The organism is Desulfobacter sp., assembly GCA_028768545.1.
Classification (GTDB): domain Bacteria; phylum Desulfobacterota; class Desulfobacteria; order Desulfobacterales; family Desulfobacteraceae; genus Desulfobacter.
Genome location: CP054838.1, coordinates 611,073 through 626,230, shown reverse-complemented (window position 1 = coordinate 626,230; position 15,158 = coordinate 611,073). Strand labels below are relative to the sequence as shown.

Below are 15,158 nucleotides of genomic sequence, written 5' to 3'. Positions count from 1 at the left end.
CCGGAATTAGTGGTTTGAGAATTTGTTTTTATTTTGGTAAACTGCTGGCGGATGGATCGCCCCTAAAATTATATCAGGTGAAATGATGCCAAATATTACCTTTAATGCTTTTTCATTTTTACAAAAAAAACTCAAAGCCAGGGGGCTTGGATTTTCCAATCTTAAAATGGATGTGGCCCCGGGCACATCAGCCAGGGATTTGATTTTCCAAATGCAGCTCAAGGCGGAGGATGTGGAAGTGGTCTTTATCAACGGAAGGGTCAAAAAACTTTCGACCCAACTCAAAGACAATCACCGGGTTGCCTTTGTCCCCCACGGTACACCCGGACCGTATCGGGTGCTGCTCGGGTTTAAAAACAACTAAAATGGGCCAGTCTCATAGAATGGGCTGGCCTGGGCTTTGTTGTTTTATTGCTGTTTCCCTGCCCAAAGGTTTTAAACAAGAACTTGTGACAATTCAATCCCATTTAAAATCCAAAAAGTTTATAGCAAACTGGGCACCGCCTGAAAATTTCCATCTGACCTTAAAATTTTTAGGGGATGTGTCTCAAAAGAAGATTCCTTTCATAAAAAGGGCCATGAACACTGCCGTCAAAGAACAGCTTCCCTTTGAACTGGCCCTTGGCAGGCTGGGTGCGTTTCCACGCCTGGCCAGACCCAAGGTGCTCTGGGCAGGGATTGAAGATGATTCCAAAGTCCTGGAGCCCTTGTATCATTCTTTGACTGCGGAACTCGATAAACAGGGGGTGACAACCGGGAGAGAAAAATTTGTTCCCCATGTGACCCTGGCCCGGATCAAAGCGCCTGTACATCCTGGACTGGTCAAAGAGATCCTCTCCCAGGACATCCCCTTTTTTTCACCCCGGTTTTCAGTCCAGACAATTGATCTGTACAACAGCCGGCTTACGCGCTCGGGCGCTGTTCACACCCCTTTGTTTTCAACCCAAAACCGTTGACAGATCAGGAAGACGGTCCCTTTTGAACAAATTCCATTCTAGGGGGAGCTTGGTCTGATCTGGTTTCTTTGACACGGATAGAGAAGTGGTCTTTATCCAGGGCAATGCCTGAGAAAACGCCTCCAAGCCAGGCGCATTGAAATGCCTTGCCTGTAATTTCAATTTGAGCGGAACGGGGTTGATTCATGGCCCAGTCAAGACAGGCAAACCAGTGTTGTTCCAGTGATAGAACCTTTGAATCAACTTTGGGTGTTAATGCCTGAATCTGAGCCTCCAGTCTGGCAGCGCTGTTGTCGTATTCCTTTTTGGTTTTGTTCAACCCTTTTAATGAGGCAACTGAATTTGTCACTCTTTTTTCAAAAATGGTAATAAGGTTAAATATATTTTTTAGTTTATCCTTTTCAAGTTTGTCTTTTTGCCTTTTAAACTCTTTGTGGAGTATTGCTTTTTTTTGTTTTGCCCTGCCCTCTGTGACAATGTGAGTGAGACACTTACCCCTTGATAAATTAGTGTAGGGCGGGTAAGGCAATACTTATATGAAACCGATAAAAATGAACCCACTACCAGAGTCCGAAAAACAGGCAGCCCCCAAGGAGGCACCAATGGAAGGAGCCCATAGGGCGACTGGAATTGGGGCCTCCTTGGGGAGCCAGGATTCAATCCCTGATCCTGAAGTACCTGAAAAAAACCCCGGCGTAGATTCGTTGCTTCTTATAAACTGCGTATTCTCCAAGAGATTGAAAATTGTACCGAAATCGGAGGGATCGGCAAGATTCTTCGAAGAGAAGGCCTTTATTCATCAAATTTAACCCATTGGCCATAGAGGTCGCCAGACTTCAAAAAGAGAAATTCAAATTAGAGCACAAGCTAAAGCAGGCGGAACTCATCATTGAAGCTCAAAAAAAAATTTCTCAGATCCTGGGAATCCAGCAGAATCTGGACGACCTCAAAGGAGAAGACTTATGAATGCCGCCCTAACGTTAAGTTGTGATATTGGAAAAAAGCCTTCATGTGAGGCTTTCGGTATTCCCCGATCATCTTTTTACAGATTTCATTCTCCAAAAAAACATATTGGAGTTAGTCGGACCGGATCTCCCCTTTCTTTGAATTCTGATGAACAACAAACGGTTTTGGATATTTTACATTCTGAAAAATATCAAGATCGAGCCCCATATCAGGTATATGCTTCTCTTCTTGATAACGGGCAATACTATTGTTCCATCAGAACGATGTATCGGCTTCTTCACAAAGAACATGGTTCTGTGCCGGAGCGAAGACGGCAGGTAAATCGCCCGAAATATAAAAAACCTGAATTGCTGGCAACAGGACCTAATCAGGTTTGGTCCTGGGATATTACCAAGTTGAAAAGTGTCACAAAATGGACCTACTTCTATCTATATGTAATCATGGATATTTTCAGCAGGTATGTTGTCGGCTGGATGGTCGCCCATAGAGAACAAACAGCATTGGCCAAAAAGCTAATTGAAAAGTCCTGTGAAAACCAGAAGATATTACCCGGTCAGCTTGGGCTACATGCAGATCGGGGAGCCAGTAGAGGGCGTTCAAAATTCTGTGTCAGTTGAATCAAAGCTGATATACTCAGCTAAATAAGGAGAACTGACATGACCGAAGACAACACCGAATTTGATTTTCAAAAAGCTCTTAAAGGTATTCAGGAAGGTAAACCCTTCACAGGTAAGGGCGGCGTCCTTACATCATTAATCAAAAATCTTGCGGAAGCTGCTCTTGAAGGAGAGTTGGAGTCCCATCTCGGACAGGAAATTTCTGCCAACCGCCGTAATGGAAAAAGCAGAAAGACCATTAAGTCCCTGGATGGTAAATTTGAGCTAAAAACCCCGCGTGATCGGAACGGAACCTTCTCTCCACAAATCGTCAAAAAACACCAAACAACGCTCAGCGATGAAATTGAAAGAAAGATAATAGCCCTTTACGGCCTGGGCATGAGCTATAATGACATGGCTGCCCATTTACAGGAAATCTATGGACTTGAGATTTCAAATGCCACCCTTAGCGCTATTACCGATAAAATTATTCATACCGTTAAAGAATGGCAGGCCAGGCCGTTGGAAAATGTGTACCCAATCGTATGGCTTGATGCCATACATTATAAAGTACGAGAAAACGGAAAGGTCGGCAGCAAAGCCGTTTACACAATTCTTGGGGTGAATATCGAGGGCCGCAAAGAGGTTCTTGGGCTGTACATATCCGAGAATGAGGGTGCGAACTTCTGGCTGCAGGTGTTAACAGACCTTTCAAACCGAGGGGTAAAAGATATCCTGATTGCCTGTGTTGATGGTCTGAAAGGTTTTCCCGAGGCCATTGAGACCATATTCCCGGACACAGAAGTTCAACTCTGCGTAGTCCACCAGATCCGAAATTCATTGAAATACGTTGGTTCCAAAAATAAAAAGGAATTTATGGCAGATCTAAAACGTGTTTATAAAGCGGTTAATAAGGATCTGGCCGAAGAAGAACTGGATATCTTGGAAAATAAATGGAATGACAAATACCCGATTGTGATAAAATCCTGGCGGAACAACTGGGAACCCCTCAGTCATTTCTTTAAATATCCAGAAGAGATTCGACGGATAATATACACCACAAATACCATTGAGGCTGTGCATCGACAGTTTCGAAAACTGACCAAAACAAAGGGATCATTCCCGAACCAGGACAGCCTGTTAAAGCTGCTTTACATGGGGATCCAGAACGCCAGTAAGAAATGGACAATGCCGGTTCAAAACTGGTCACTGACAATTTCCCAGTTGGCAATTTTCTTTGAAGGCCGGCTGGATAAAGAGCTGGGAATTTGATAGGGATTTATTTACAGATGGAAAAGATGGTTCCAGGAACTCCGCTCCAGCAAAAGCCAACTCCTCCGACGTGGCAGATTGAAGGCCCATTCTCGGACCTGGCTTTTACTTCCGCTGGCGCCGAGACAGATCCGGGAACCGAAACCGTGACACAGAATTCTGAACATTCCCAGCCAGTATGAAATCCAAAGGGGTTGCCCAGCTTCTTGTCGATTTAGGGGTAACCAAAACCCACAGTCGACCACATGTCAGCAATGATAACCCATACTCTGAAGCCCAGTTTAAAACATTGAAATATTGTCCACAATTTCCCAAAACTTTTGGTGCTATTCAGGATGCAAGAGCCTTCTGCCAGGATTTTTTTGGATACTACAACAAAGAGCATTACCATTCTGGTATTGGCCTGGTAACCCCAGAACAATTTCATTATGGCATTGCTAAAGATATTTAGGGCGCATTCCCATTTTCCCGGTTATACCGCTGGCACTGGATTGTGCATGTTTGCCATCTGCTTCAGGCAGTTCCAACGCCCTGCTTTATAAAATGATCGCAGCATAATCATTTTTTCTGCATTCTCCCGATACCAAAAGATGCATGGACCTTTAAGACGTAAATTCACGACTCTCCGAATCGAACTTTCAATAGCACCGCTGCCAATAGGTAAGTTCAACGCTTTTACAGTTGAGAAATTAAGCCTCAGTTCATTGCGCACAAAATAATCCCGTTCCGTCTTGATAGCCTTACTGTTTCTGCCTCTACAAAGCTTCTGGACGGCCTGTACCACCTCAATCGCCTTTCCCTTCAGCAGAAGACCTCGCTGCTTCGATACCCAGCGTTTGCGTTCCTTGGATGACCAGGTCTTCCTTAAGCCTACTACTGTACCCAGATGCTCAACTGCATGGTAGAAATCGAGAAGTTCATACACACGCTCAGGAGCCAAACCCAATGCTTTTAGCAGTCCGGGGATTCGATTCCAAATCCAATGTGCCCCATCTGCAACAAACAGTATTTTGTCTGAGTTCTGAATATGAAGGGAGTTCAAATAACCCTTTAACAAGTGGAATACACCATCCGGTCCATTGAAACAGCCATCAATAAATGGTGAAAAGCTTTTTTCTTGTTTTCCATGGGCGTCCACTACATAAATGATCAAAAGCTTGGGTTCTCGCCATGCCCCACGAAATCGGGTTCTATCCTTTTGGGTTTTTGGTCCCCTTTTCTTCTCTCTGAGCCGAGTGCGGCCACCATCAGTGCTGATAACGACTCGCCGCCCTTCAAGTAAATCTCCATCATTTAATGGGATTCGGCCCGCTTGTTGTTCGGCTCGAGCCCGCTCTGCGTACCGATAGGTCAGTTTACGGATGACCTTTATACCCAACGTCATCCCACGGTCACAAAGCACTTGACGGACTTCTTCAAAAGAACTTAATAAGGCTGACCAAGAACTCACCATAGAAGCCAAAGCAGGCGAGCAGCGATCATGGATTCCAAGAAGGATTAAACCAGCGTATGCACCTTTATATCTTTTTCCTTTTCGGCGGTCACAGGACCTTCGATAGTATCGAACATGAATATCAACCGAACTATCTGTACAAAGCTGAATCCAAACGGTCTCAAGCCCTTCGCTTTTCATCCGTCCCGGCCAATTGGACATCAATTCTTTTTCTTGGTCGACCTGTTCAGAGGAATCTACTGAGGCCTGGATCTTTTTTTTAAAAAAAAGGCGCTTATCCGATTTGTATACTCAAGGATTTCCTGCTCCATCTGTTCTAATTCGTTAGCGTTACGAACCAAGCGATTTGGATCTTCTTCCAGTTCTTTGAGGCATGCAAGGACTTCATCAACAGTATTACAATCTTCAGCTTTCTTCATTAGCACAATCCATTTATGTTCATTTCAGCGTAACAGAGGATATCATTCTTTTTGCTCTAAAAGACAGGCCTTTTTAAAACCGGGAAAATGGGAATGCGCCCGATATTTATGAATCTCGCTGCCGAACATTGGAGGATGCATTTATTCAAAACCCAAAACGATTTAAGGGAAAAATACCGAGGCCACCGGCTTTACCAGAAGAAGCCTGGATTAACAAACCGGAACAAAAAGAGAAGGATATTATTGGAGCTTAATTTTAGGCATAGAGTGTCTCATTGTCATTGACACATTCCGCTGTCATGAAATATTTTTAACTCCACCATTTTTTGAAAACTTTTCTTTGCCAACGCCTTGTTTTCCTACATTTTTTCCTGGAGCCGATTTATTTGTTCTCTGGCCAGATTGATTTGTTTTTTGATTTGCCTTTCCTGGGTCAGAATATGATGTTCGCTGCCGGCAAAAATTTTACAGGGCAAGGTCTTTTTACTCCCAATACCGGCCAGAACCACTCCCTTTTTGGCATAAATTTCTGAGGCTATGGCCCGGCAGTTCGGGCTGTCCACCCTGCCGGAGCAACGGATGTCTGAATCAAAGATTTCATTTTTAACATATACGTTGCCAAAGGTTTCAATTGTGCAATTGTGTAAATATCTGGCATGGACATCTCCCTGGGCCCGGATGACGGCATCGGTTATGCCCATGTTCACGTGAATATCTCCAATGGCCTCGATTTTGGCTCCCCGTATTTCCCGGGCCCTTAGATTGCCCGCGGTGACAGGGTATGCACCGGTAATGATTCCGGACACGGTGAGATCTGCATAAGCCTCAAGGGGACCGTATCGCTGATCCGCATCTTCAAGTACATTTATTCTGGGATGGATGTATAAATGTCGTTCTACGGAAATCGCTGGAATCCCGGTTTTTGCTGCAAGTATACAGGTTTTTTCCTTTGATCGCCTTGTGTCGCTACCGCAGCGGACAGTGAAATCCGTACCGGATAAATCGAGGGCGTTCAAAATTCTGTGTCAGTTGAATGAAAGCTGATATACTCAGCTAAATAAGGAGAACTGACATGACCGAAGAAAACACCGAATTTGATTTTCAAAAAGCCCTTAAAGGCATCCAGGAAGGTAAACCCTTCACAGGTAAGGGCGGCGTCCTTACATCATTAATCAAAAATCTTGCTGAAGCTGCTCTTGAAGGAGAGTTGGAGTCCCATCTCGGGCAGGAAGTTTCTGCCAACCGCCGTAATGGAAAAAGCAAAAAGACCATTAAATCCCTGGATGGTAAATTTGAGCTAAAAACCCCGCGTGACAGGGCCGGAACCTTCTCTCCACAGATCGTCAAAAAACATCAGACAACGCTCAGCGATGAAATTGAAAGAAAGATAATAGCCCTTTACGGCCTGGGCATGAGTTATAATGATATGGCTTCCCATTTACAGGAAATCTATGGACTTGAGATTTCAAATGCCACTCTGAGCACCATTACCGATAAAATCATCCATACCGTCAAAGAATGGCAGGCCAGGCCGTTGGAAAATGTGTACCCAATCGTATGGCTTGATGCCATACATTATAAAGTACGAGAAAACGGAAAGGTCGACAGCAAAGCCGTTTACACAATTCTTGGGGTGAATATCGAGGGCCGCAAAGAGGTTCTTGGGCTGTACATATCCGAGAATGAGGGTGCGAACTTCTGGCTGCAGGTGTTAACAGACCTTTCAAACCGAGGGGTAAAAGATATCCTGATTGCCTGTGTTGATGGTCTAAAAGGTTTTCCCGAGGCCATTGAGACCATATTCCCGGACACAGAAGTTCAACTCTGCGTAGTCCACCAGATCCGAAATTCATTGAAATACGTTGGTTCCAAAAATAAAAAGGAATTTATGGCAGATCTAAAACGTGTTTATAAAGCGGTCAATAAGGATCTGGCCGAAGAAGAACTGGATATCTTGGAAAATAAATGGAATGACAAATACCCGATTGTGATAAAATCCTGGCGGAACAACTGGGAACGCCTCAGTCATTTCTTTAAATATCCAGAAGAGATTCGACGGATAATATACACCACAAATACCATTGAGGCTGTGCATCGACAGTTTCGAAAACTGACCAAAACAAAGGGATCATTCCCGAACCAGGACAGCCTGTTAAAGCTGCTTTACATGGGGATCCAGAACGCCAGTAAAAAATGGACAATGCCGATTCAAAATTGGTCACTGACAATTTCCCAGTTGGCAATTTTCTTTGAAGGCCGGCTGGATAAAGAGCTGGGAATTTGATAGGGATTTATTTACAGATGGAAAAGATGGTTCCAGGAACTCCACTCCAGCAAAAGTCAACTCCTCCGACGTGGCTGATTGAAGGCCCATTCTCGGACCTGACTTTTACTTCCGCTGGCGCTGAGGCAGATCCGGGAACCGAAACCGTGACACAGAATTCTGAACATTCCCGATAAATCAGAAGTGATTTTTCCGTAAATATTTTTTTGGGGGTCCATATGCCAGATGGCGTTTTCCTGAACCAGCAGGTCCCCCTTTCGTTTTTCTCCCTGTTCTGTGAGGTCTTTATCCATAAACGAGGTTAAATCCCTTGCCTGGCAAAGTTTTTGAGAGTAATCGGCCCGAGCCCCAACAAACCGGGTAATATTCGATTCAAGGTGGCATTGAATCAGGGCATCCGAACACATGCCGTGGACGATACCCTTAGATTTCATCTCAGATTTGATTTGTTCAAGGGTGATCCTGCCTTTTTTTTCCGGGTCAATCTTCACCCATGCAGTCATTGTGTCTTTGCTCACATCAATGGAAAACAGTGGCCCTTTTTTTTCTTGCTCCCCGCTTTTTTTCAGCCGGCTCTGTTCTGCCAGGATGGCCTCTTTTTGTTCCGGGGTAATCAACTCCATGGAGACCATGATATCTCCAAGGCGTTTTATGGTTTTATTTTTTTCAAATTCTTCTTCCTGGCGGTTTCTTGCCTGGCCCACCTCTTGTTCACTGGCCAGGCCTTTTTCAAGCACAGAGGCGGAAAACTCCTGATCAAGGGCCTTAATCCTTAAAAAGTTTTGTTCATACAAAGAAAGGTCTAAATCACTCCCTTCTTTTGGGAAGCTTGAATCCTGGGGCCCTTTTTTTTCCGGTTTTTTATCAAAAAGGGTTTGTTCGTGCAGAATTTCTTCTTTTTGCCTGGCTGTAATGACCTGGTTTTCAACAAGAATATCTCCGATCAGCTTTTTCAGTCTTGAGGCCTTGAAATTTTTCTTTTGGATTTCTAATGCTTTTTGAATGTCACCGGGTGTGGCAAAGCCCTGTTTAACCGCAATTTTGCCAAATTCTTCACCTTTCCATCTGATCAGATGGTATTCCTGAATCAGGCGGAGCAGACCCAATTGATATTGGGTGGCCATTTTCTGGCCCATCATGAGGCTGGCATAGTCGGCGGTTTTTTTCTTTTTTTACCAGGGCATAAAGGCGGGTTAAATGGGCATATTGGTTGTCGTTGATGGTCCCGTACCGGTGGGCGAGCTGCGCCAGATTGGGGATTTTTTCAGAGTTTGCCACGTATTGGTTTCCAGTCCGCAATAATATTATACGACAATTTAAATTATGGTAGAATAAAGAATTTTCCCTTTATTGTAAACGGTTAGATTCAGTAAATAGAACTCAGATCCACGTGGGATTCAAAATGCCGCCGTAACAGAGTATAATTTTTTTCCTTTTGATCGGCCAAACAAATTCTCTTGGCAAAGGACTTTGTATCAATTCCGATCATGGACAGCCATTTGTTGCAGATTTCCGGATGGTCGAAAAAACCGTGTATATACGTGCCAGCTACCCGTTTGTCTTCCCTTAGACACCCGTCAACTCCCTCACAGGGAACTTGATTCCTTGAAACAATGCGAACCAGGGGCATTCCCCCATGGGCATAGGTCTGGCCCATGTGGATTTCATACCCATCTCCGCAAATTTTTCCCCACTCAAACTTGCTCAATGTGGTCGTCTTCGGTGCCTTGAGCGCCGTTTCCACAGGAAGAAGTCCCAGCCCCCGGGTCACACCCGGTTTGCCCTCAAGTCCATCCGGGTCATCCACAAGGGTTCCGAGCATCTGATATCCTCCGCAAATGCCCAGGACATGCCCCCCCTTATCCACATACTCGGTTAAATCTTTGAAAAAAGATTTGTGAATCCATTCAAGATCTGCCCGGGTGTTTTTAGAGCCCGGAATGATGACGGCCTTGAAGGAAGATAGGTCCATTGGTCTGTCAATAAACCTGGCAGCCAGTTCCGGTATTTGAAAAAGGGCATGAAAATCCGTGAAGTTGGCAATGTGAGGCAAGCGGATGATCGCAATGGCGGGCTTGGTTTGATCTATGGGGGATAGGGTTTGGCACTCTTCTATTTCAACCGAATCTTCAGCATCTATTTTAAAGTGGGAATACCATGGCAGAACCCCGAAAACAGGTTTTCCTGTACGATTTTCTATCCAGGCCGTCCCATCCTTGAACAGAGAGATATCTCCCCTGAACCGGTTGATGATAAACCCTTTTATCCTGTCTCTGTGTTTTTGGGGCAGGCACTCAAGGGTGCCGATGAGCTGTGCAAATACCCCTCCCCTGTGAATATCTGCCGTGAGCACCACATCTGCATTTGCATACTCAGCCATGGCTAAATTAACAATGTCACTGGGCATGAGGTTGACTTCGGCGCAGGACCCTGCGCCTTCGAGAACAATGCGTTCATACCGTGAAGACAAACGGTCAAAGGCCCGGCAGGCGGCTTTATGATAAAACCCTTTGTTTTTATGGTAGTCCATTGCCGTATGATTCCCGTAAACTTCTCCGTTTAAAATAACCTGGGATTGTTTTTCACCAGTGGGCTTTAATAGGATTGGATTCATATCCACATGGGGAGATATTTTTGCCGCCTCGGCCTGTACGATCTGTGCCCGTCCCATTTCAAGCCCTTCTGGTGTTATGCCGGAATTGTTGGACATATTCTGGGCCTTGAACGGGGCAACCTTTTCCCCTTGTTCAACAAGGCTTCGGCATATGGCTGCCGCAATGATGCTTTTGCCTACATCAGAGCCGGTTCCGAGAACAGCTATGTTTTTTTTCATTTTTCAATGCCTGTCCGAGCGGTAACGCCCTGGCTGTAGTAGTGTTTTATTTCTTTCATCTCTGTGACAAGGTCAGCCTGTTCTATTAACGCATCAGGCGCCCCGCGTCCGGTAAGGACCAGTTCCACGTGAACGGGTTTTAGCTCAACGAGCCTGAGCAGGTCTTTTTCCGAGATCAGATTGCACATACAGGCCACATTGGCCTCTTCTGCAATGACAAGATCGTGGTCTCCGGCTTCAACCAGACGGCATAACCGTTCATACCCTTTGGCGCAGCTTTGTTTTTCCTGTTCAGACGGTTGGCCCTTTACAAATTGCCCTGCCCCGTATTGCTCAATTGTAATGTTTTTAAATTTTGACAAGGCCTTGATTTCAGAATAATCACCCTGTTTCATGAACTGGAGGATAAACACATTGAGCCCGGCGCCTGCCGCCCTGACGGCAAGCCCGATGCTGGCAGTTGTTTTTCCCTTTCCATTGCCCGTGTATACCTGAACATATCCTTTCATGAGTCATTCTCCTTTGGCCTGATCAATCTGTATATTTCCGGGTGTATCCCCTTGGGGTAAACATAAAATCCATGTATTTGAGTGAGGCATTTGAACCGATAAAAAGAACGGTCTGCATGCCCACATCCGCGCGATCCATGGCGTCCAGGGTCGTGAATTCAATTTTTTGATTTTCACGCATGGCACCTGTTACCACAGCCACAGGGGTCGACCCTTTTCTCTGTTCGAGTATTAGTTCCCGGGCCCGACCCAATTGCCAGTCTCTCTTTTTACTTTTGGGATTATAAAGTACAATGACAAAATCTGCCATTGCTGCACAGGAAATCCGTTTTTCAATGGTCTCCCACCGGGTCAACAGATCGCTCAACGAGATGGCTGCAAAATCATGGGTCAAAGGAGCGCCTGCCAACGCAGCTCCTGCAGCCAATGCCGGGATGCCGGGGATCACTTCAATTTCCAGCGTTTGGGTCTCCTCCCCACGGTCCTGGTTTGGGCGGGAAATTGAAACACCTCGTTTTTCACAGAGTTCAAAAACCAGGCCAGCCATGGCATAAATCCCCGGGTCTCCGCCTGAGACCAGGGCGCAGCTTGACCCGGACAATGCCGCATCAATGGCCTGTTCAACCCTGTCTATTTCCTTCATCATTCCCGTTGAGATAACTTGTTTGTCTTTGACCAGATCCTTTATCAATTCCATATAAGTGGTATACCCGGCAATACAGTCCGCCGCCCGGATCACCTCTTTTGCCCTGTCGGACATATGGCTGACATTGCCCGGGCCGGTGCCGACAATAAATAATTTTATTCTGGAACGGCTATTGCCAGGGTGATCTCCCTGGTTTTCTGTTTTGGAACAATGAGTTGGCCCCTTTGGGCACCCAGAATCGCTGCTGCTTCGCATACGCTTTTGACTCCTAAATATTTTTCTGCCATTTTAGATGGATTTTCTATGGTTTCCACACTGTTGAGTTCGGTTCGCCCGTAAAAATGGATGGGGCAGTTTAATGTTTTTGATAATTCAAGAATCCCGGATTCATCCGCTTTTACCTCTGTGGTGGCCAAGATGGATATGGAGTTCAGGCTCAAGCCCTGTCTTTCAAAGGTTTGACATAGGAATTTGATCATCTTGTCATGGGGTGTCCCCCTGTTGCACCCGATTCCGACAATGAGCACCCGGGGTCTCAGGATGAGAGTTTCACGTGAAACTTTTTTTGTTTTCCAGGAACATAAAAGGTCTGGCGCTCTTTTTTTTTCAGGCCATGGCCCGATAAATACGTCTGGAATCAGAGGGGTGATCAACCCCTTTGGGTCGTCTATTGCAAGGGGCTGCCCCTTTAAAAATTTCATATTTACTTTTTTGATGGCCCCTGGGTTTTCAATATAAAGGTCAGCCTTTTGTGAAAGAAGATCAATGGAGGGCAGATGGTTGATATCGGTTGCAGTTGTAATGACCGGAACGGCATTGATGGCTTTTCCAATTTCTGCCGCCCATTGATTTGCCCCGCCAAGATGGCCCGAAATCAGGCTGATGGCGTTATATCCTTTTTCATCCACCACAACAACGGCCGGGTCTGTTGTTTTTGATAAAAGCAGGGGGGCGATCAGTCTCACGCTGATGCCCGTGGAAAAAATAAACACATGGACGGTAAATTTTCTAAACTGGTTGCAAAGCTCGTCTTTGAGCTGGTTAAAACGCCTGATCTTAAATGGTTCTAATTTGTTTGCCGGGAGTGCCTTTTTTTCAGGAATAAAAAAGGTGGTATTCTCAAAGCAGGCACAAAGACGCAATCCAAGCAAGATGCCATTGGGGGTGATCGCCCATACGGCCATCTTTGTATTTATCTTATTTTCCCTGGCGGTATCCATGGGTAAATTCGGCATCGTATAGTTTTGATTTGATCAGATCTGTGTTTCCCTGGCAGACTTCTACTGCCTTGCCTACAATGATCAGGGCATGTCGGGTAATGGATTTTTGATGACAGGTCTCTGTTAGAGAATCGATGGAGGTGAAAAAGATTGCCTGTTCCGGATGGCTGACCTTGTATGCGATGGCGCAGGGACTCGATGGTCCGTATGCTTTTTCAAGTATTTTTTGAACATTTTTCACCAGTCCAATGCTCAGGTAGATGGCCATTGACGCCTTGTGGTCGGCTAATTTTTCAAGGGCCTCTGCTTCAGGGACAGGGGTCCTGCCCGACATTCGTGTTAAGATCAATGTTTGTGTCACTTCCGGCAGGGTATACTCCATGCCCATGGCCGCAGCTGCGGCAAAGGCGGCTGTCACTCCGGGGATGACGGTGTAGGGGATTTTACGCGCCTGCAGTTCCCTGATCTGTTCGAAAATAGCGCCGTAAAGGGACGGGTCTCCCGTGTGAAGCCGAACAACCCTTTGTCCTGTTTTGGCTGATGTTGCCATTTTATCCACAATTTCTTCCAGGGCCATGCCGGCACTGGACATGGCAATGGTGTAATTTCCTTTCCAGCACAGAACGGCTTCGGGGACAAGGGAGCCTGCATAGATCACCAGGTCTGCCTGTTCAAGTGCTTTCATGGCTTTGATGGTCATCAGTTCCGGGTCGCCGGGCCCGGCCCCGGCAAATATGATCGGGTAAGGGGGGTGAGTCATTATTTTTTAGCCTTTTGGGTTAAAGGATTGGTGCCTGAAATAATCCAGACAGGATTCAGGGCGTTCATTCGCCTGCCATAGGGCATGGGTTTTGATTTGGATATCTGAACCTGTATCAGTTCCGGTGAAAACCCGTGTCTTTCAAGGGTGGTCATTGCGGTTTCCATACTTTCAATGATCACGGTGTTGATCACAATAACGCCTTTGGGCCGGATCCTGTCACAGGCGCATGAAATGATTTTTTCCAGGTTTTTGCCGCCGCCGCCGATAAAGATCCGGTCCGGGCTTTTAAGGGATTGGTGACCTTCTGGGAAATCCAGGTGGACAACTTTGACATTGGGCTGGTTGAATATTTTAATGTTGTGGATAATATCTGGTATCCGGTCTTGGTTTTTCTCAACGGCATAGGTCTGTCCCCACGGGATTTGGATGGCAGCCTCAATGCCCACAGACCCGGACCCAGATCCGATATCCCACAGCACATGGTCTTTTTTGACCAGTTTTAGTTTTGACAATGAAATACTTCGCACTTCGGATTTTGTGATCAGCCCCTTGGTATGGCGGAAAAAAGCGTCGGGCATGCCAATGTATGTTTCATGTGAAACAATCTTGTTTTCAGGTTTTAATAAGATCACGATGTTTGGGTGGAAAAACCCTTGTTCCAGGATCTGTTTGTACTCTGTAAACCAGGATATTTTTTCCTTGTCAGGGTGGCCCAGGTTCTCAAGTACGCAGACCCGGAATCCGTCCAGCTGGTATTCAATGAGTTTTTCTGCAATGAATCCGGGATCTTTTTCCGGGCCGGTCAAAAAAGCAACTTTGGTTTCAAGGGCAAGGGATGGAAAGGAAAACTCACGGTCTGTACTGCTGTGGAGACTGACGATTTTTGCGTCCTGCCAGGGCTGGCAAATGGCGGAGAATGCTGCCCCCACCGAGGTGATATTGGGGTGGATACAAAGATGTTTGTCCGGGATTTTTCGACAAAGGATTGATCCAATACCGTAAAACAAGGGATCTCCTGATGCCAGAACCACAATCTTTTTAACAGCCATTTGTTCTTGTATGGTTAATACAACGGCAGAAAGATTTGATTTGACGGTTAAGGTTTCTTTCCTCTGGCCTTTGAACATGGCAATAAGGCGCTGGCCGCCAATGAGAAGGTCGCATTGCTCAATGATTTTAAAATGATCTGAGGTCAGGTCGCAAAGACCCTGCCCAATACCGATAACGTGTACAGGATTCAT

Annotated in this window: 18 protein-coding genes and 1 pseudogene; 8 read left to right on the top strand and 11 right to left on the bottom strand. The window is 45.8% G+C overall.

What is annotated here, in order from left to right; genetic code table 11:
- The first annotated feature begins 85 nt into the window (after positions 1 to 85).
- Together HUN05_03070 and thpR are read left to right on the top strand one after the other, a co-directional pair.
- Positions 86 to 364, top strand: a complete 279-nt coding sequence (locus HUN05_03070) for a thiamine biosynthesis protein ThiS (GenBank protein ID WDP87898.1) — start codon at positions 86 to 88, stop codon at positions 362 to 364.
- Between the two features lie 19 nt (positions 365 to 383).
- The gene (thpR, locus tag HUN05_03065; protein WDP84265.1) at positions 384 to 956 is read left to right on the top strand and encodes an RNA 2',3'-cyclic phosphodiesterase; all 573 of its coding nucleotides are present in this window, start codon (positions 384 to 386) and stop codon (positions 954 to 956) included.
- Between the two features lie 4 nt (positions 957 to 960).
- Here the strand turns inward: thpR and HUN05_03060 are convergent, their stop codons facing one another.
- Entirely contained in the window at positions 961 to 1,485 is a 525-nt protein-coding gene (locus HUN05_03060) for a hypothetical protein (GenBank protein ID WDP84264.1), read from the bottom strand.
- A gap of 7 nt (positions 1,486 to 1,492) precedes the next feature.
- On the opposite strand from HUN05_03060, the gene HUN05_03055 reads away from it, so the two are divergent.
- The 5 genes and pseudogenes from HUN05_03055 (at position 1,493) to HUN05_03035 (ending at position 4,223) form a co-directional block, all read left to right on the top strand.
- Complete coding sequence (locus HUN05_03055; protein WDP84263.1) at positions 1,493 to 1,765, top strand: hypothetical protein; 273 nt, start codon at positions 1,493 to 1,495, stop codon at positions 1,763 to 1,765.
- Positions 1,766 to 1,769: 4 nt separating this feature from the next.
- Positions 1,770 to 1,922 carry a hypothetical protein gene (locus HUN05_03050; protein WDP84262.1) on the top strand — a complete coding sequence of 51 codons (153 nt, stop codon included), beginning with the start codon at positions 1,770 to 1,772 and terminating at the stop codon, positions 1,920 to 1,922.
- Entirely contained in the window at positions 1,919 to 2,539 is a 621-nt protein-coding gene (locus HUN05_03045) for a DDE-type integrase/transposase/recombinase (GenBank protein ID WDP84261.1), read from the top strand. Before HUN05_03050 ends, HUN05_03045 begins: the two co-directional genes overlap by 4 nt.
- Positions 2,540 to 2,578: 39 nt before the next feature.
- Positions 2,579 to 3,790 (top strand): IS256 family transposase, encoded by a 1,212-nt coding sequence (locus HUN05_03040; GenBank protein WDP84260.1) that lies wholly within the window; start codon positions 2,579 to 2,581, stop codon positions 3,788 to 3,790.
- A 178-nt stretch (positions 3,791 to 3,968) separates the two neighbouring features.
- A pseudogene (locus HUN05_03035) lies at positions 3,969 to 4,223 on the top strand (transposase).
- Between the two features lie 39 nt (positions 4,224 to 4,262).
- On the opposite strand, the gene HUN05_03030 reads toward HUN05_03035, so the two are convergent.
- The 3 genes from HUN05_03030 to HUN05_03020 form a co-directional block, all read right to left on the bottom strand.
- Positions 4,263 to 5,423: a hypothetical protein gene (locus HUN05_03030; protein WDP84259.1), complete on the bottom strand. Its 1,161-nt coding sequence runs from the start codon at positions 5,421 to 5,423 to the stop codon at positions 4,263 to 4,265.
- Between the two features lie 56 nt (positions 5,424 to 5,479).
- A complete protein-coding gene (locus tag HUN05_03025) occupies positions 5,480 to 5,662 on the bottom strand; it encodes a hypothetical protein (protein WDP84258.1) in 183 nt (60 codons plus the stop codon).
- A gap of 359 nt (positions 5,663 to 6,021) precedes the next feature.
- Positions 6,022 to 6,678: a DUF342 domain-containing protein gene (locus HUN05_03020; GenBank protein ID WDP84257.1), complete on the bottom strand. Its 657-nt coding sequence runs from the start codon at positions 6,676 to 6,678 to the stop codon at positions 6,022 to 6,024.
- 56 nt (positions 6,679 to 6,734) lie between these two features.
- Here HUN05_03020 and HUN05_03015 point away from each other — a divergent pair, with 56 nt between their 5' ends.
- Positions 6,735 to 7,946: an IS256 family transposase gene (locus tag HUN05_03015; protein ID WDP84256.1), complete on the top strand. Its 1,212-nt coding sequence runs from the start codon at positions 6,735 to 6,737 to the stop codon at positions 7,944 to 7,946.
- Between the two features lie 56 nt (positions 7,947 to 8,002).
- On the opposite strand, the gene HUN05_03010 is transcribed toward HUN05_03015, so the two are convergent.
- The 7 genes from HUN05_03010 to cbiE all read right to left on the bottom strand — a co-directional run bounded on the left by HUN05_03010 (position 8,003) and on the right by cbiE (position 15,158).
- Positions 8,003 to 9,085, bottom strand: a complete 1,083-nt coding sequence (locus HUN05_03010) for a hypothetical protein (protein WDP84255.1) — start codon at positions 9,083 to 9,085, stop codon at positions 8,003 to 8,005.
- A gap of 227 nt (positions 9,086 to 9,312) precedes the next feature.
- Positions 9,313 to 10,779, bottom strand: coding sequence for a cobyric acid synthase (locus HUN05_03005; GenBank protein ID WDP84254.1), 1,467 nt, complete (start codon positions 10,777 to 10,779; stop codon positions 9,313 to 9,315).
- A complete protein-coding gene (locus HUN05_03000; GenBank protein ID WDP84253.1) occupies positions 10,776 to 11,288 on the bottom strand; it encodes a cob(I)yrinic acid a,c-diamide adenosyltransferase in 513 nt (170 codons plus the stop codon). Before HUN05_03000 ends, HUN05_03005 begins: the two co-directional genes overlap by 4 nt.
- 22 nt (positions 11,289 to 11,310) lie before the next feature.
- On the bottom strand, positions 11,311 to 12,189 hold the full coding sequence (gene cobJ / locus HUN05_02995; protein WDP84252.1) for a precorrin-3B C(17)-methyltransferase: 879 nt from the start codon (positions 12,187 to 12,189) through the stop codon (positions 11,311 to 11,313).
- Positions 12,090 to 13,169, bottom strand: a complete 1,080-nt coding sequence (locus HUN05_02990; GenBank protein WDP84251.1) for a cobalamin biosynthesis protein — start codon at positions 13,167 to 13,169, stop codon at positions 12,090 to 12,092. Before HUN05_02990 ends, cobJ begins: the two co-directional genes overlap by 100 nt.
- Positions 13,132 to 13,914, bottom strand: coding sequence for a precorrin-4 C(11)-methyltransferase (gene cobM, locus HUN05_02985; protein ID WDP84250.1), 783 nt, complete (start codon positions 13,912 to 13,914; stop codon positions 13,132 to 13,134). Before cobM ends, HUN05_02990 begins: the two co-directional genes overlap by 38 nt.
- On the bottom strand, positions 13,914 to 15,158 hold the full coding sequence (cbiE, locus tag HUN05_02980; protein ID WDP84249.1) for a precorrin-6y C5,15-methyltransferase (decarboxylating) subunit CbiE: 1,245 nt from the start codon (positions 15,156 to 15,158) through the stop codon (positions 13,914 to 13,916). Before cbiE ends, cobM begins: the two co-directional genes overlap by 1 nt.

Excerpts from the sequence above, each read along its gene's own strand:
- HUN05_03070 (WDP87898.1), top strand. The coding sequence starts at position 86 with ATGCCAAATATTACCTTTAATGCTTTTTCATTTTTACAAAAAAAACTC.
- thpR (WDP84265.1), top strand. The coding sequence starts at position 384 with ATGGGCTGGCCTGGGCTTTGTTGTTTTATTGCTGTTTCCCTGCCCAAA.
- HUN05_03055 (WDP84263.1), top strand. The coding sequence starts at position 1,493 with ATGAAACCGATAAAAATGAACCCACTACCAGAGTCCGAAAAACAGGCA.
- HUN05_03045 (WDP84261.1), top strand. The coding sequence starts at position 1,919 with ATGAATGCCGCCCTAACGTTAAGTTGTGATATTGGAAAAAAGCCTTCA.
- HUN05_03040 (WDP84260.1), top strand. The coding sequence starts at position 2,579 with ATGACCGAAGACAACACCGAATTTGATTTTCAAAAAGCTCTTAAAGGT.
- HUN05_03030 (WDP84259.1), bottom strand. The coding sequence starts at position 5,423 with ATGAAAAGCGAAGGGCTTGAGACCGTTTGGATTCAGCTTTGTACAGAT.
- HUN05_03025 (WDP84258.1), bottom strand. The coding sequence starts at position 5,662 with ATGAAGAAAGCTGAAGATTGTAATACTGTTGATGAAGTCCTTGCATGC.
- HUN05_03015 (WDP84256.1), top strand. The coding sequence starts at position 6,735 with ATGACCGAAGAAAACACCGAATTTGATTTTCAAAAAGCCCTTAAAGGC.
- HUN05_03010 (WDP84255.1), bottom strand. The coding sequence starts at position 9,085 with ATGATGGGCCAGAAAATGGCCACCCAATATCAATTGGGTCTGCTCCGC.
- HUN05_03005 (WDP84254.1), bottom strand. The coding sequence starts at position 10,779 with ATGAAAAAAAACATAGCTGTTCTCGGAACCGGCTCTGATGTAGGCAAA.
- HUN05_03000 (WDP84253.1), bottom strand. The coding sequence starts at position 11,288 with ATGAAAGGATATGTTCAGGTATACACGGGCAATGGAAAGGGAAAAACA.
- cobJ (WDP84252.1), bottom strand. The coding sequence starts at position 12,189 with ATGCGAAGCAGCAGCGATTCTGGGTGCCCAAAGGGGCCAACTCATTGT.
- HUN05_02990 (WDP84251.1), bottom strand. The coding sequence starts at position 13,169 with ATGCCGAATTTACCCATGGATACCGCCAGGGAAAATAAGATAAATACA.
- cobM (WDP84250.1), bottom strand. The coding sequence starts at position 13,914 with ATGACTCACCCCCCTTACCCGATCATATTTGCCGGGGCCGGGCCCGGC.
- cbiE (WDP84249.1), bottom strand. The coding sequence starts at position 15,158 with ATGAATCCTGTACACGTTATCGGTATTGGGCAGGGTCTTTGCGACCTG.